Here is a 15,311-nt window from a genome sequence, read left to right as displayed (position 1 = left end):
ATGTCAAATACTAATCGTAACGAAAACAAGTTAGACTGGTCGGCTTTGTTCGCGGGCGCAATTGGCGGCGTTGGCTTGAATTTTTTACTTAATCTTCTGGCTTTAGCCATTGGGTTAAGCAGTTTTTCAATCGCGCAGGAAGGGAGTACCCGCTTCTCACTTGCCGGCTATTCTCTATTTTGTTTTTCCGCTTTTATCGCTATGTTTTTTACCGGATGGCTGGCCGGCAAATTGTCGTCGGGCTTGTTGTTGCGAAAAGCATGGGGCTTGGTGCATGGTTTTCTGGCCTGGTGTCTGCTGTTGCTATTCACTGTAATGCTGATTACCAATCTGATTCAATACACCGCCTTTCATGCAAATTTCACCTCGAATCTTGCAGGTATAAATATAAGCGCCAATTCACCGATGATGACTGAAACCCTGTCTGAACAAAAAGGAGTTTCTGCCATTCCGGATACGGAGAAAGCTAAAAAAATTCTGCGAATCAATAGCTTTCAGACTTTTTTTCTTTTTTTAATTGGCGCCGCCGCCAGCTGCCTGGGCGGCTACCTGGGCTTTATCCCGGGCACTTTGGGAAGACCAGAGCATGAACGAAGCTGATTGTATAATTGACCAAATTGTCGCTGGAAAAGAAAAGGCTTATGTGGTCTTTGAAGATGAGCAATTCATTGCCTTTCTCGATCACCACCCCCTGTTCCCAGGTCACGTTTTGCTTTCCCCTAAAACCCACATCGCCAATTTCGATGAGCTGCCAATCGCGCTTGTTGAGCCATTATTTATATTGGCCCAAAAGCTGAGCAAAGCAATAATCAAGGCCATGCAAGCCAGCGGCAGCTTTATAGCCACGAATAATAAAGTGAGTCAAAGTATCCCTCATCTTCATATTCATATTGTCCCCAGAAATAAAGGCGATGGCTTGAAAGGTTTTTTCTGGCCAAGACAGCGATACCGAAACGATGCGCATCTGCTTGAGACGCAACGAAAGATAATCGACTGTTTGAAAGAAACATAAACAAAGCTGGTTTGTTTTAACCGATTTCCCCGTATAATAAATCTTTTTACAAAGTCGGTGTACATCGTGTCTCAATTCAAAACGTTTCGGGCCTTTTTAAACAATTCCTGGAATTCCTATGAGAATTGTCGCAAAACGCTCTGGTGGCCATACAGCTTTTTATTACTCACCCCGCTTGCAGCGCTGGTTCTGGCATTTGTTGTTCCGGCATTAATGGCCAAAGCAGGATTATTTTCCGATCATTTTATGGATAGCAAACTGTATCATTGCTTTTTGCTAGTGCTGTTTTATTCAGTTGCCGGCCTGTTTATTCATGCCTGTAATCTGGTATGTATGACGCATATTGATGGGGGAGCAATTAATGAAAATACTGGTTTTGTGAGTATACAAATGACCTGGAAAACGGTACTGATCTTCACTGGCGCCTCCCTAATCACCTGTCTTTGCTTTGCGCTATCTCCTATCCTGGGAATTTTAGCCTGGCTGGCTTTTTTATTAGCAGCAACAAGCGCATCCTCTTCACCGACTAGATCATTTAAATCAATTGTACAAACCAACCTGCATTTATACAAAAATCACTATGGCAAAATAATCGGCCTGGGCTTGGCCCGTCTGCTGGTTTTACTGATTTTTGTTAGCCCATTAATACTATTTGCATTGTTTCAGCACAGCCCAGTCGGCCTTCGCTTTTTGACTGCCTTGCTTGCCTTCCCCCTGATGGCTTATTTATTTGTAAGACTTCTTCCCTTTTATGTGTTTCTTCCTAATTATTTTTATAAACACCTGGCTTAGGATCCAGGGTGTGTTCTTAACACACCCTGCCCCCCCAAACCTCTTTGCTCATTCTTAACTCACAAATCTTAAAATTAAAACTATACTTAGGTTGTGTGGAAAAAACTTTATAAAAAAGGATCCATTATGAAGATACAATCTCTAAGTATTTCTAAAGTTTTAACTCCCCTTGCACTGGGTGCGCTTTTGACACTCGGTATAGCTTATACCTCCAGTGCCAATGCAGCTCAAGGTTGCGGCTTTGGTAATCATATGAATTATTGGGGTCGATGCGTGCCTAATGAGCCTGGTCCCTGGGCAAAACCTGTTCCTGGCAGACCTGATTGCTGGGTAAATGATCATGGGGCTTTTCGCTGCTATCGCTGATATTTTCTTTGCTCATCACTCGTTGATGGGCAAATTTCTTTGTTGAGATAAATCAGAGTATTCAGAAGGGAGAATTAGTGGGCTTACCACCGGCCTGTTATGTACAGGTGGAAGTCTGGTTACAGGCTTTAGGCTTCTTCAAATGATGAAGCATGCACACGGCCTGCAAGAGCTGACCTCCTGGGTAATAGTTTGAGCGGTGTAAGCCCAACTAATTCTTTCAATTAGATTAGCGCAATTATTGCTCGTTTACAAGAGCTATTGTCTTTAAAAAAGACATTTTCAGCCAAGCCCAGGACCAGTTTTTCTGCCTTCTAATCGTGGTAATGGATCCATTTTTGACTTTCCATTAGCAAAGTCGGCAATGCTGGTGGCCTGAACACTGTTATAAGACCCATAACTGCTGAGATGCGCGCAAAGCTGCTCGATCACCGTATAACTGTTTCGCTGATTCATCCCGCGATAGACATAATCCTTTAACGTACGACCACCCTCTTTGCTTATCAACAGCGTGTGCAAGGCAAGCACTTTGTTATCCATAGTTACTGCACCGCTTTCAAATAAACGTTGATAAAACAATGCTCTATTCACACCCAGTTTTCCATGATAGCGGGCGCTGAAAAAGCCGTCATGTGAAAATTGGAAACCACTATGATTTTGATAATCCTTGATATAATCCTTGATACCCTGCAAGGCTCTGCCGATCACCTCATCAATGTTGGTTTCATCAATTTTTAAAACTATCGCATCGTATTGCTGCATTTTTTTAAAATAGGAGGCAGCGATCTTCTGATCATCATAACCTGGCTTCGGAATATACTGGCTATCATCAAAGCCTGGGTATACGATACGTCCCTTTCGTGATAAACGACCTTCCTCTATGATTTTGTCACGGTGAGGGATGACTAACTCAGGAATGATATTTTTGACCATTACCTCTGAAGAAACCCGCTTCGCAATCGGCAGACGAGAAGGATCGAAAACATCCCGAGTCCGGATAACTTCAAGCGTGTCCGCCATATTGATCAGCTGGCGAATATAATCAGCTTTTGGATGGATTGCCGCATGCAGGTCCATGAACGTGGTTTGATTATCTTTAAAGCGAACAGCATCCCCAAAGAATTTGGCTAATTTGATTTTTTGTTCATTTGAAAGTTTCTTAAATTCAGGTCCTTGCAGATAGACATCGCTGAAATATTTTTGACAATTTTTCCCACTGTCTTCATCCCAGAGATCCATGCCATCACCCAGGCGGCCGGTATCGTGGAATAAAGTAGCAATCTGAACCATTTCGAGAAGCAGGGCAATATTATTACCCAAACCAAGCTGCTCACAAATTTCCAGCATGGAGTTGTCATAGTCGGAATCGTATTTAGTGTAGATTTGATCAATTCGGGTAATCGACTCCATTGCGGCTGATGCGTGGGGCATACCATGCGATAGTCGAATATAGGTTTCAAAAGTGCCAGCTTCTTTTTGAATGGCAACATCTTCTCGTTTATATTGTATTTTTTTTAAAGATACAGGATAAGGGATTTGCAGTTTGCGCAGGTTAACAATGCTTAAAGGCTTGGAATAATAATTGAAATTTGCGTAATGGACCGCTTTATTGATATTGGACATGTTCGACAACTCTACAACAAAAGTGCGCTTATTTTATCCCATTTGCGCATATATAAACAATAGAGAGGATGTAAAAAGGAAACTATTTCTGCTTTTTATCGTTGGGCCAAGGGCCTAATGGCGCTGCCTTAACATATTTATCTACGTCCCTCGGCTTGTCCGAGGGATCCAGAGATCCAATCCTGGCATGAGATTCCTGGATCCCTCGGACAAGCCGAGGGACGTAGGAGTATGGGTTTAAGTCTTAAGGCAACGCCATTAGGACACTTTTAAAAGTACATCATTTACAACTCATTGACGAGCTGCTTGATGAACTGCAGGACATCTCTTTGTCTTCATGAGATTCCCCGATGTGAAAATCAGTCACATCCTTAATCCTTTTTTGATAAGTATACGGAAGCAGAGACTTAAGCTCAGCCTCCGACAGATTGTTAGCAAATGTTATTTCTATCAATCGGCATTTCTTTCCAAACCCTAGCCTCAGCGTATACTGCTCACCCTGATTCCACTCAATTTTTATGCATTCGCGATTGAAACTATCCAGCTTACGGATAGACACATACCAGACATGGGATTCAGGCTGGCTGGTTTTTTCCAGGAGGTCACAACTGCTCTTGACTGTCTTGGGTAGCATCTCAGACAGCTGATTAAAAGTGAGCTTTGCACTAATTACTATCATCAACCAATGGGAACCATTAGTACGCTGTGCACTTTGCTTTCCATTACTATAAAAACCGGAAAGAAAAAGCTGCTCATAACTAAATCTGAACCTGGTCTTTTTTATTTCTTCTTCCAAGAGAGGTAGCTGTTCAGTAGATAGGGGCAAATAGAATTTTGGTTTTGTAAAAAATTTAGACTCTAAAAACTTTTTGACCGGCTCAACGGGCTCCACTGTTTTTTTTGACTTAACTAAACTTCCAAAGAATGATGAGGATTGCTTTTTGGAATACATACCCTGAAACAGTAAGCAGTCCTCCCTTGAGAAAAATAACAAACTCTCCACTGGTTTTGATGGATCAGCAGGACTGTCAGTTTTCTCTGCATCGGGTATGAATTGCCAGAAATTAACCGGTCCGGAAGTATCCTCAACTACTGAACGGTTAATATAGTAAACACTGCGCGAGGTTAAATGCGTGAGATAAAAAGAGTCTGGATTATCTAAATGTTTTGAAATGACAAAGGGCAATGGCTCTGGAGCTTCCGCACCTAATTCGCCTGCGTGCTCTCCACAGGCTATTGACTGAGTTTTATTATCTTTTACATATTTTTTAATATCATTGAATGAAAGATTATCGAAACTTAATAACACAGCATTCTCAGCCAACCAGGTTTTGGATATCTTGCGCATAACGATTGGCATGCCTCTCTCCTTCTCAAATCTATAAAAGAAGGCATTATACACAAAATAGATAAAATTTACACAGCAATGAAATAATTTAATCGGATTTCTGGTTAAATTATGGAAAGCCATTTCCCTATCAATTGTCTTTGCGAGCTTTAGCGAAGCAATCCAACTCCTGGCCCTGTTCAAATCTTGATCTGGATTGCTTCACTTCGCTCGCAAAGACGACCGCTTAGTTTGCTTGGTTCTATCCACACAACAATGCTTCGTGGAAATGACAGAGGCATGAGGTTGTGCTTGACTCTCCATAGCCAAAGCCTTCACCCGATTCACAAAGTCTGGGCCAGGATCAGTTTTTGAGCGCTCATATTCTGGATCTTTCTCCAGCCAAAGTGCGCTATTTTTGTATCCAAGATATTCATGATGGCCAATCACATGCTCAATTTGCGGATACTTATTTTTTAAATAGCAAACCAGAAAGGCATTGGCCTCTGCTTGCTGCTCTGTTAAATCATCCTTGCCATCAATTCCGCCGACATTTTCAATGCCTATGGCATAATGATTCAGCCCGATTATATGTCTGGCCATTAAATTATCCGGCATAAGCTGATAAATACTACCATCACGGTCCACCAGATAATGGCTGGATACATTCAGGTCATCCGGAATTTCATTCCTGCGGGGGGAATTTGCAGGTAAAGCCGCGGGGTTAAATACGCGCATAGCAAGTTCAAGACTTGGTAAGCAGGTCCAATGAAGAACGATCATTTTGGGTTCGATCTCAATAGAGGAGGAATCGATTCCATAATGAGTGAGTTGATATAACCGGGTAAGCTCCACTCGCTTTTGATCAAATTGTATTGGTTTTTGCTTAATAATTTGCGGTTGATGGCAGGAAAATGCCTGCAGTTTGGCTGCAAACAGGCATAAGAGCAGTTTAATCAGATTCATAAACTCATTGAACTTTTAAAACCTCATTGTTGCAGATTTATGTTGAACAATACAGTTCTCTCAGCTGCTCAGCTTAAAAAGCACCGGTGTAACAGACTGTATTGAATTTGACATCCCGGGGAGATGGTCTACTTTTAAGTAGTGAGCTTTTTTTATGCTCAGTGATATTTATTTCTAACAAAATATAACAAGGAGAGTTAATTATGGCTACTCAAAATCACGGCGGTGGACGAGGTTCTAACCTGACTCAGGCAGATCGTAAAAAAGGCGGTGAACACTCCCACGGCGGTCAAGGCAAAGGCCAAGGCTCGCTGAAGTCTAAAGGCGGCAAAAGCGGCAGTTCTAAAAATAAATAACTCTGAAAGTCCGAAGCTGTTCCTGTAACTCTTTAAAACCTTGAACCGCTTTACTGCTCAAGGCTATGGGTTTTTATACAACAGGCCCGAGCAGTGAAGCATTCAAGGTTTTTCTTTGGATCTATGCAAAAGCATAAGACCCATGGTCCTTTACTTCTGTTTCCTGATGGTATTCAGGATATAATTTTTTAAATTCCGTATAACACTCCTTGAAGCGCCCTTTTTGCAATATCACCAGATGTTCCTGAAGCTCAGCGGTCTTACTCTCCTGCAGACAAACTGATAATAATTTCTGAACAGCAAACAATTCTTTTCGGTTATGCGTTTCATTAAAAAAACAGCCGCCTCTGCGAATGGCACGTTGTAAGCTGACTATTTCCTCTCTAAGTTTATCTTCAAATCCCAAACGAGCGATGTGATTGTCGAGTGTTGGCGTTAATTCGGTAACTGACTTTTGGGTGAGCTGTCCATAAGAAGCCAATGCCTCACTGCAAAGCGCTCTGGTACTGCGATTTATTTCCTCATTGGTCTGAGTTACAAAAAAATCAGCAAGACGACTCCAGAACGAAGTCTGTTGCCGGGCATGGTACTGCATCTGCGCCAGCACCTGAATAACCTTTGGAGCCCAGACTTCCGTATTATAATATGATCCTTGCTGCGCCATGATGTTGAGAGTCGAGACTAACTGACGCAATTGTTTTAGTTCCATCTGAAAATTATGCCGATAGCGGCCAGTTAGAACACTCCACCAGGAACCATAGTTTTGCGTTTGCCGTACCAGCCTCTGTTCTGCCAGAAGATCGGTAATAATCGCCTGTGTTAGTTGCTGATGATACGGATTACTGTCTTTCATAAATAAATCAAGCTTCTGGGTGAACGGCAAGACATTGATAATTCCCTGCGGATTTACAGCGCCTACTCTAGTGGGATCTTGCATCTCCCGGGGATTAAGCTTTATTGATTTAACTCCGGTATTTAATTCATCTGCCAGACGTCTTATTTCAATCACTACCTTCGAGCTGTTAGCAACACGTTCAACACTGAAATGATAATTACGATGCGGAAAGCATTGCTTCAGTTTTTCAGCGACTCGATCGAGCACTTGCTGCGGACTGCTTTTTGAAAAGAACGTCTCAGTGGGAAGCGTTAGTTTGGCATGACTGATGGTTTCTGGCGCCTCCAATAATAGAGCATCGACCAGTGAGTCCAGCGAGTAATAGCTCTCTTCGGGTTCTGCCCATAATAAACCTGTTTCCTTTGTTTTATAGGATTCCGGAAGTTGTTTGTTGTCGCCTACAATGACTATCGAATTATCATAAATCTGGGCCGCGTGCAGCAGGTTGTCTTTTCGGATGAACTCACTGTTTCTGATTAGCTTACTGTCAGGTCCTGTGAATTCATTATCCAGAACAATCAGGGTGCCATGTGCATTGTCTGCCAGAAGCGAGCCGACTTCTGACTCCAGCGGAAATTGTCCATAATAGGACGTATTCCACACAGCGACTGGCTTTTGGGCAATGCTTGTCAATTGCTTCATCCAGAACTGCACTGCTTCAGGAGAAGTTTCAGCATTGATTACCAGCGTAAAACCTCTTTCTGAACGCTGGTATTTGGGAGTGACCTGTACCGTAAAAACCTGTTGCTGAATCAGCGACATGGATTTATTTCTATCAATAGGCTTTAACTGTAAATTGGCTTTATATTCACGCCTTGAGCCAAAGGCGAAGTGCTCATCCAGTACAATACTGGCCTGCAGTTTTTCAGTTTGATCAGGCCCTAAGGTATCCACTGCCTTTGCGGCGAGCACGACTGAATTGCGTTCATCTTCCTCTACAATCTGCAGAAAAACATCTCGTCCTTCCTGACGGCCCAAGGCTTTTTTGGAGATATTCTTAACCTCCAGCTCCAAATCCAAAGGCTCACCAATAGCGGCTGTGTAAAATTTTTTTCTGGGCAACAGTTGAACAGGATAGGAGACTCTGATTGGCGATAAGTCCGACTCAGCATAGGGGCGATCAAGTCTGGTATTCATCAGTTGAACACGAAGATGGGTGGTTTCAACATAGGGCTCACTGCATGCGCCTTTTATGATAAGCGGTTCCCTGATTTTCAAAGTCAGTGGAGCTGACTGATTGTCAGCACTACCACCGGCAGGAATATTCCCCCGCACTTGCCCTGCTCCAGTTTGCTGGAAAATGCTTCGCAAAGACAGATCAACATTAACAGGCATCAACTCGACTGGGGAAGGCATACTGATTGACTGGTTGTGGATGTCGTAAACCACTTGCACTGTATCGCCCGGTTCAAACAAACCATGCTGCTGACCTGTCCTGTATCGCGGATTAGTTATTCTTAGCTTATAAGGAGCTGTATATGTTGATTGAATTATTCCCTGAGAGAGAATGTGATACCTGACGCTGCCGTCAACACCCGGAGCACCTGGATATAAAATTTCTGTTGGCGTATTACCATCTGGGCCGTCTTTACCATCCGGAGCATGGCTATCAATAAAGGGCAAGGGATTGTAGGGTTCAAAATCTTGATGGGGGTGATGATGGTGGTGACGGTGGTAGTGAAGGTTTCCAGGGTCATCAAGGTATCTTCCACCCTTACCGCCCTTGCCTCCCTTGCCGCCCCGACCATGCCTTCCCGCTCGGCCAGGCACTCCTGCACGAACATCTATATTGCTGACCAGGGAGAATAATGACAAATCAGCAGGATCCTCCACGCAAATCTCAACCTCTCCTCCATTTCCGGCAGGACCGCCATTTGTTCCCTTTTCACCATCTTCCCCTCTCTTACCATCCTGGCCTCTTTCAGCGGGAAGGTAACAGGTGGCATCACTTCCCCAAGCACCGTCAGCTCCTTTTTTACCGTCAGCCCCTATCCTTCCATCAACGCCATTTCCACCACGCGCGGATACCTCAAGACTGTCTTTTTTGGAGATAACCCCATTGATACGCTGTTGCCCGGAAGAAGCAGTCTCCACAGTTCCCTGATATCTCACAGAAGAATCAGAATCTTCTGTAAGCGTAATTTTAATCTTCCCCGCCGACTCTCCTGTGTTTCCTGAAACCGATAACTTCATGATGACGACCTCTTCTTGTGAAAATCAGATGCCTTAATCAATCGCCTCTTTCTGCTCTTCCTTCCTTGAAATACCCAACTTTTCCTTTAATCTGGCGACTGCATCAGGATCATATTGCTTGGCAGTTTTATGTTTGACAATAATATCGGCAGCGGATTTGCCTGACTGCTGTACTGGTGAAGGATAGTTACGCTCACCAGGCTGGTTATAATCATAGCTGGAAGAATAATGCGTGTAATGATTATTCGTAGATTTTGATGGCTCAATACGGGCCGATGAGGGACTCACGGGTTTTATCGTTTGTAATTTTCTGGCATTACGAACGCTTTTTTCAACCCGTTTCTTGATCTTTGTCGCGGCTCGCTCGGCTTCGTCTTCGCTTACCTGACTTGTGGCATTGCCTTGTAAATCAACTCGCATTTCACGTGCCTTAAGACAGGCCAGATAATCAAGACGCCGGGTAAAAATGACTACCGCTTCACGTAATTTGCTGCGTGAGATTCCATCTTCTGCTGCTTTGTCTGCATACGCAAGGATATCGTCCATAATCCCGTTCTTTAACGGGCGGATACGCTGCGTGTTATCAAATGCCTGGGGAAACTGTTCGCAAAGCCATATCAGAGCCTGATTGCGTGATTTTTTTGACTGATTTTTCTGTGATTTATTAATCACCGCTGTTCGTGGATGAAGCTCTTGTCTTCTCATTCTGATACCTTGAGTGGATAATGATTAGAGAATTGAAAATAAACCTCGGCCAATCAACAGTCGTTGATGTAATCGCGAGGAAAGGCAGCCATTCTACAAAACAAAAAAATAAAAGTAAATTTTAACTACGCAAAATATGTACTTCATGAACAATAATATTTCTTATTCTTCAATAATATTTTGTCTTGTATGTTATTGACTGCTTCTCTATAGATGCATCGCATCGCCAAATACGATGCATCGGTATATAATACTCTTAAATAACAGCTTTTTAGATGTTGAATGTTTTTTTGCCTGCTTACTGCGGTTTGAGTTGGATGCCCCGGACAAGCCGTGGCACGTAGGGGGAAGTGCGGAGGTCTCGGACAAGCCGTTAAACCTGGGCAGAGGGCACTCCCAACGTCACCGGCTTGCCCTACGTCACCCGACTTGTTCGGGTGATCTAGCTTACTCAAAGGACGGGAGTGAGGATGCCCCGGACAAGCCGTGGCACGTAGGGGGAGGTGCGGAGGTCTCGGACAAGCCGTTAAACCTGGGCAGAGGACACTCCCAACGTCACCGGCTTGCCCTACGTCACCCGACTTGTTCGGGTGATCTAGCTTACTCAAAGGACGGGAGTGAGGATGCCCCGGACAAGCCGTGGCACGTAGGGGGAAGTGTGGAGGTCTCGGACAAGCCGTTAAACCTGGGCAGAGGACACTCCCAACGTCACCGGCTTGCCCTACGTCACCCGACTTGTTCGGGTGATCTAGCTTACTCAAAGGACGGGAGTGAGGATGCCCCGGACAAGCCGTGGCACGTAGGGGGAAGTGCGGAGGTCTCGGACAAGCCGTTAAACCTGGGCAGAGGGCACTCCCAACGTCACCGGCTTGCCCTACGTCACCCGACTTGTTCGGGTGATCTAGCTTACTCAAAGGACGGGAGTGAGGATGCCCCGGACAAGCCGTGGCACGTAGGAGGAAGTGCGGAGGTCTCGGACAAGCCGTTAAACCTGGGCAGAGGACACTCCCAACGTCACCGGCTTGCCCTACGTCACCCGACTTGTTCGGGTGATCTAGCTTACTCAAAGGACGGGAGTGAGGATGCCCCGGACAAGCCGTGGCACGTAGGGGGAAGTGCGGAGGTCTCGGACAAGCCGTTAAACCTGGGCAGAGGACACTCCCAACGTCACCGGCTTGCCCTACGTCACCCGACTTGTTCGGGTGATCTAGCTTACTCAAAGGACGGGAGTGAGGATGCCCCGGACTGGCCGTGACATGTAGCGGGTTAGGGTCTTATTATTGGACTTTCATGAAACCTTGGAACCAAAGTTAGGATTATCATCCATGAAATGGTTAATGTCTCTTTTAGCGCTATTTTTTCCCTGGCTGGTATTATTAATTTATGATAATCCCGGAGGTGCTATCGTCGCATTGGTGATGCAGGCCACTCTTTTTGGCTGGCTTCCCGCCAGTATGTGGGCATTAAGAGTCGTACGGGAAAATTATAAAGAGAAAAAGCGGGTTAAAAAGGCAAAAAAAGCTAAAAAGGATGAGGTGGAGGCGGAAGACTAGCCAGCTTCGCCTACGTACTGCGGCTTGACCGCAGTATCCAGGAATGGTTGCAGGAGGTCTGAATTGGATCAGCCAGTTTGAGCTGGATACCCCGAACAAGTCGGGGTACGCAGGAGGAGGGTTTACGCCGTGGTGGTTCAGATAAGAAATATAATAGAAGGAGAGTATATGACCATACGGGTGATTGTTAATGGTGCCTCAGGCAAAATGGGACGTCTTGCCTGTGCAACACTCCAGGCCCAGGAGGAATTCCAATTGGTCGGAGGCCTTGGCCGTGAGGATAATCTGGAAAGGGCGATTGCTGAAACACAGGCGTCTATCGTAGTTGACTTAACCCGTGCGGACTCTGCTTTTAAAAACGCCATGACCATTATTAATGGAGGTGCCCATCCTGTGATTGGGACCTCCGGTTTATTACCCAACCAAGTGGAAGAATTGCAGGCAACTTGCGCTAATTTAAAACTTGGAGGCATTATTGCTCCCAATTTTTCGATCGCCGCTGTAATGATGATGCATTTCGCGGCACTAGCCGCTAAATTTTTTCAGAATGTAGAAATTATTGAAGCGCATCACCCGCAGAAATTTGATGCGCCTTCGGGCACTGCCATTAAAACAGCTGAAATGATTGCCCAAAGCCGCCAAATCCCGCCGGAAGAAACGCTTACACAGGAATCCATTCTGGGAGCTCGCGGCGGCCAGCATGAAGGGATCCCCATTCATTCTATCCGCCTGCCCGGAATTTTGGCCCGCCAGCAAGTCCTGTTTGGCAGTCAGGGAGAAACCCTGTCTATTGTTCATGACAGCATTGATCGCAGCTCGTTTATGCCAGGCTTGCTGCTGTCATGTCAAAAGGTTACTCAGTTAAACCAGATGATTTACGGACTGGAAAACCTGCTGGACCTCTAGGCCTTTCCATTCCATTTTTTGCCCCGCTAGTGCAGGGCCGCAATCTCTGCCCTGCCCGCTGTGTCGTCCATTAAGGGGATTGCTGCATTCTTCGCAAAAGCCAGGTCTCTCGTTTGCTTAAGCGTTTTCATGGCCGCGCTATACTCCTCACCCGGAGGATTTGCGTCTCTCAGTTTAAGAATGGCCTCATAAACCGCCTTGGTATCTTTATCTCGATAGTCCGATGTGCGGCTTCCCAAAGTATAATAAATCTCCGCTAGAATGCGGGTGCAATCATCCTGCCTGCTGGTCGCCTTCTGCATAAAATCGATACCACCGGGCATGGCATCGACATAAGACGTTTTATTCCAAAAAGGAATACTCTTACCAAATACATAACGCTTATCTTTCCAGAAAGCTGTTTCACCGGTTAATATTTTTATTGATTCCAATAAATCCACGGTTTGCTGATTGTCCAGTCGTTGCGCGGCCATAATGCACTTGGAAAAGCCATAAAATATCAAGCCTTTTTTATGCCCTTCTGCCACCTGATAAGCCGCAGCCTGCTTAAAAGCAGCTATCTTTTTCACTTCATTATTCGTCGCGTTTTTATCGTCGCAAAGCAGTGAGTTTTTAAACGGTTTCATCTTTTCTTCAATTGCTTTTGCAATATCTTGAGGAAAATAATTTGCGGGGGTTTTAATCCCTTCGGTACCCGGCGCGTTTTCATCAGCAAATTCATGAGCATGTCGATCAACGTAAAGATCGGAAACAATATCCACAAAGTTTTCGCGATTTATTCCATCTTCATTAAATTGCGGCCATTCACCATAAAGTTCATAGTAAATCTGCATTGCATCGGTATGTATGATTTCCAGTGCTTTCCTATCCTTACCGCTGACGCAGGATCCATAACTGGCCGCATTGATAAAATCAGCCAATAAATGTTCATAGGAGCTTAAGCTCAGTTCTCTACCGGTATAGTCTCGAAAATTGCTTGTGAATGGCCCAGACTCCAGCGTTTTCTGGTAAGCCTCAATTAACTTATCCAGCGCAGGAATCCTTGGCCACACCGCCTTCGCCGCATAGAGCAACTCCAGACAATTTGCATCATCTGCTGCCGTATAGAGAAGCCGCTTTGCCATATTGAGCGCATGATTTTTACTGAGTATTCTAAACTTGTCTTTGGGCGCATTGGCAATAACCCATTTACGCATTACATCGAGATACTGATCAGGTACCCCAACCAATGAAGCGCCAATCACAGGGCTAATCAAGGTTTGAACAAAAGCAATACTCTTCTTGTAACGCTGCTCAATAATTTCAAGAATTCGTTTAAAATTACGCAGCGCATGCAATTCGCCGATAGGTTTGGGTTGCGTCTTCACATCACGAGAAGCCAGATGGCTGCTACGCAGCCTGGGTGTAAACTTCTTTTTTTCGCTGCAGTCAGCATACAGCATTGCACAATTGTGTTCAGCCAGATTCGCCAACCCTGGAATACTTCTTAATCGGCTTGGCAAAAAATGCACTACATCTTCTATTCGTTCACTTCTATCAAGCGCCGCCTTTAGCAGTTTCTGTTCGGCAAGGGGCAGATAAACAAACCAGCCTGGCAGGTCACGAATCGTTTTAATATATTCGTCTGTAGTCTTGGTAACATTCTGACGAAGCTTCTCGCCCAACTCATGAAGTCTGCCCTCAACGCGTTCAAAACTGTTACCTTCCGAGATCAGCAATACCCGGATTACCTGCCGGCGATTCTCTGGGATACCCTGGAACCATTTTGGCTGTTTTTTTACTGAACCATCGACAATTGCCAGATAATCCGCATTGCTGAGCGGCTTGGCTTCAGTTGCCTTGCGCCACCAGGCTATGATCGCATTATTTTCGCTATTTAACTGCGTGGCTGTCTGGCATTCCTCAGGGGACGTAAGAAAGAAAATCTGCTGATAATATGGAAGTGAATCCAGCCATTTAGGTAAATCAGAAAGATAGGTCTTCTTGATCTTGGCAAGATCATCGATAGTTTCCTGGGAACAGGCGGGTAATGTATTCTCCCAATTCAGGATAAAACCTTCCCTGAATTGCGACACTTTACTGAGCGAGGCTAAGTTGTTACGCCCTTTCTGCATAATGACATATTGCTCAGCCCGATTGAGTAAGCTCACTGCATCCCGGACTCGATAGGGCCAATTCCAATTGTCAATCAGTGAGTTCACCAGCATACCGGTAAAACTGGCTAATACTTCCTGATATTTATCCTGGTCGCCCAACTCGGGCAGCTGGTTACTATGTTTACAAAATTCCAAATAGTTCCGGAGTTCTTCAGGGGTACAACTTGAAGGTGTAATCGATTGATAAATAAACTCAAAAGCCTCAGCCAGAATATCCAGCCTGCGTTGATAAATTTCTTTTAAATCAGGTGTCTTTTCGTGTTCCTTAATCACTAAATCGTCAAGACTATCCAATTTAAGCTGGGATTTCAGATTTTGCTTCATTTCTGAAGTCAGAACGAGTCCTTTTTCAACCCTCAAGATTGTTTTTGGCATTTTGCATCGATCCTTGCATGCTTAGGTCATTTTATTATTGATTAAAAAGCCAAACTTAACAATTTTTTGTTAGTATTTTCAAATAG

13 protein-coding genes and 1 other RNA gene are annotated in these 15,311 nt (G+C 44.6%); 7 read left to right on the top strand and 7 right to left on the bottom strand.

Features of this window, described 5'->3' with window-relative positions; translation table 11 throughout:
- The 4 genes from DYH61_RS00945 (at position 1) to DYH61_RS00930 (ending at position 2,170) form a co-directional block, all read left to right on the top strand.
- Complete coding sequence (locus DYH61_RS00945; RefSeq protein WP_058506322.1) at positions 1–600, top strand: hypothetical protein; 600 nt, start codon at positions 1–3, stop codon at positions 598–600.
- Positions 587–1,012: an HIT family protein gene (locus tag DYH61_RS00940; protein ID WP_058506323.1), complete on the top strand. Its 426-nt coding sequence runs from the start codon at positions 587–589 to the stop codon at positions 1,010–1,012. The genes DYH61_RS00945 and DYH61_RS00940 overlap by 14 nt, the downstream gene beginning before the upstream one ends.
- Before the next feature lie 66 nt (positions 1,013–1,078).
- A complete protein-coding gene (locus tag DYH61_RS00935) occupies positions 1,079–1,804 on the top strand; it encodes a hypothetical protein (RefSeq protein WP_058506324.1) in 726 nt (241 codons plus the stop codon).
- A 126-nt stretch (positions 1,805–1,930) separates the two neighbouring features.
- Positions 1,931–2,170: a GCG_CRPN prefix-to-repeats domain-containing protein gene (locus DYH61_RS00930; protein WP_058506325.1), complete on the top strand. Its 240-nt coding sequence runs from the start codon at positions 1,931–1,933 to the stop codon at positions 2,168–2,170.
- Positions 2,171–2,238: 68 nt separating this feature from the next.
- Here DYH61_RS00930 and ssrS read toward each other — a convergent pair.
- The 4 genes from ssrS to DYH61_RS00910 form a co-directional block, all read right to left on the bottom strand.
- Positions 2,239–2,390: non-coding RNA, 6S RNA (gene ssrS / locus DYH61_RS00925), on the bottom strand.
- Between the two features lie 62 nt (positions 2,391–2,452).
- The gene (locus DYH61_RS00920) at positions 2,453–3,793 is read right to left on the bottom strand and encodes a hypothetical protein (protein ID WP_058506326.1); all 1,341 of its coding nucleotides are present in this window, start codon (positions 3,791–3,793) and stop codon (positions 2,453–2,455) included.
- 280 nt (positions 3,794–4,073) lie between these two features.
- The gene (locus tag DYH61_RS00915; protein WP_115343293.1) at positions 4,074–5,153 is read right to left on the bottom strand and encodes a hypothetical protein; all 1,080 of its coding nucleotides are present in this window, start codon (positions 5,151–5,153) and stop codon (positions 4,074–4,076) included.
- A 189-nt stretch (positions 5,154–5,342) separates the two neighbouring features.
- A complete protein-coding gene (locus DYH61_RS00910) occupies positions 5,343–6,086 on the bottom strand; it encodes an N-acetylmuramoyl-L-alanine amidase (RefSeq protein WP_083499303.1) in 744 nt (247 codons plus the stop codon).
- A 203-nt stretch (positions 6,087–6,289) separates the two neighbouring features.
- On the opposite strand from DYH61_RS00910, the gene DYH61_RS15570 reads away from it, so the two are divergent.
- Complete coding sequence (locus DYH61_RS15570; protein ID WP_157072317.1) at positions 6,290–6,442, top strand: hypothetical protein; 153 nt, start codon at positions 6,290–6,292, stop codon at positions 6,440–6,442.
- 121 nt (positions 6,443–6,563) lie between these two features.
- Here the strand turns inward: DYH61_RS15570 and DYH61_RS00905 are convergent, their stop codons facing one another.
- Both DYH61_RS00905 and DYH61_RS00900 read right to left on the bottom strand, forming a co-directional pair.
- Positions 6,564–9,530 (bottom strand): collagen-like protein, encoded by a 2,967-nt coding sequence (locus DYH61_RS00905; protein ID WP_058509044.1) that lies wholly within the window; start codon positions 9,528–9,530, stop codon positions 6,564–6,566.
- 33 nt (positions 9,531–9,563) lie between these two features.
- Positions 9,564–10,235, bottom strand: coding sequence for a ProQ/FinO family protein (locus DYH61_RS00900; protein WP_058509045.1), 672 nt, complete (start codon positions 10,233–10,235; stop codon positions 9,564–9,566).
- A 1,325-nt stretch (positions 10,236–11,560) separates the two neighbouring features.
- Between DYH61_RS00900 and DYH61_RS00890 the strand changes: the two genes are divergently transcribed.
- Both DYH61_RS00890 and dapB read left to right on the top strand, forming a co-directional pair.
- A complete protein-coding gene (locus tag DYH61_RS00890) occupies positions 11,561–11,788 on the top strand; it encodes a hypothetical protein (protein WP_058509046.1) in 228 nt (75 codons plus the stop codon).
- Between the two features lie 168 nt (positions 11,789–11,956).
- Entirely contained in the window at positions 11,957–12,694 is a 738-nt protein-coding gene (gene dapB / locus DYH61_RS00885) for a 4-hydroxy-tetrahydrodipicolinate reductase (RefSeq protein WP_058509047.1), read from the top strand.
- Between the two features lie 26 nt (positions 12,695–12,720).
- Here dapB and DYH61_RS00880 read toward each other — a convergent pair whose 3' ends face one another.
- Positions 12,721–15,225, bottom strand: coding sequence for a hypothetical protein (locus DYH61_RS00880; protein WP_058509048.1), 2,505 nt, complete (start codon positions 15,223–15,225; stop codon positions 12,721–12,723).
- Positions 15,226–15,311: the final 86 nt, after the last annotated feature.

It is taken from the genome of Legionella quinlivanii (genome assembly GCF_900461555.1).
GTDB classification, from domain to species: Bacteria; Pseudomonadota; Gammaproteobacteria; order Legionellales; family Legionellaceae; genus Legionella_C; species Legionella_C quinlivanii.
This window is presented reverse-complemented; position numbering and strand designations above follow the sequence as displayed.

Excerpts from the sequence above, each read along its gene's own strand:
- DYH61_RS00945 (WP_058506322.1), top strand. The coding sequence starts at position 1 with ATGTCAAATACTAATCGTAACGAAAACAAGTTAGACTGGTCGGCTTTG.
- DYH61_RS00940 (WP_058506323.1), top strand. The coding sequence starts at position 587 with ATGAACGAAGCTGATTGTATAATTGACCAAATTGTCGCTGGAAAAGAA.
- DYH61_RS00930 (WP_058506325.1), top strand. The coding sequence starts at position 1,931 with ATGAAGATACAATCTCTAAGTATTTCTAAAGTTTTAACTCCCCTTGCA.
- DYH61_RS00920 (WP_058506326.1), bottom strand. The coding sequence starts at position 3,793 with ATGTCCAATATCAATAAAGCGGTCCATTACGCAAATTTCAATTATTAT.
- DYH61_RS00915 (WP_115343293.1), bottom strand. The coding sequence starts at position 5,153 with ATGCCAATCGTTATGCGCAAGATATCCAAAACCTGGTTGGCTGAGAAT.
- DYH61_RS00910 (WP_083499303.1), bottom strand. The coding sequence starts at position 6,086 with ATGAATCTGATTAAACTGCTCTTATGCCTGTTTGCAGCCAAACTGCAG.
- DYH61_RS15570 (WP_157072317.1), top strand. The coding sequence starts at position 6,290 with ATGGCTACTCAAAATCACGGCGGTGGACGAGGTTCTAACCTGACTCAG.
- DYH61_RS00905 (WP_058509044.1), bottom strand. The coding sequence starts at position 9,530 with ATGAAGTTATCGGTTTCAGGAAACACAGGAGAGTCGGCGGGGAAGATT.
- DYH61_RS00900 (WP_058509045.1), bottom strand. The coding sequence starts at position 10,235 with ATGAGAAGACAAGAGCTTCATCCACGAACAGCGGTGATTAATAAATCA.
- DYH61_RS00890 (WP_058509046.1), top strand. The coding sequence starts at position 11,561 with ATGAAATGGTTAATGTCTCTTTTAGCGCTATTTTTTCCCTGGCTGGTA.
- dapB (WP_058509047.1), top strand. The coding sequence starts at position 11,957 with ATGACCATACGGGTGATTGTTAATGGTGCCTCAGGCAAAATGGGACGT.
- DYH61_RS00880 (WP_058509048.1), bottom strand. The coding sequence starts at position 15,225 with ATGCCAAAAACAATCTTGAGGGTTGAAAAAGGACTCGTTCTGACTTCA.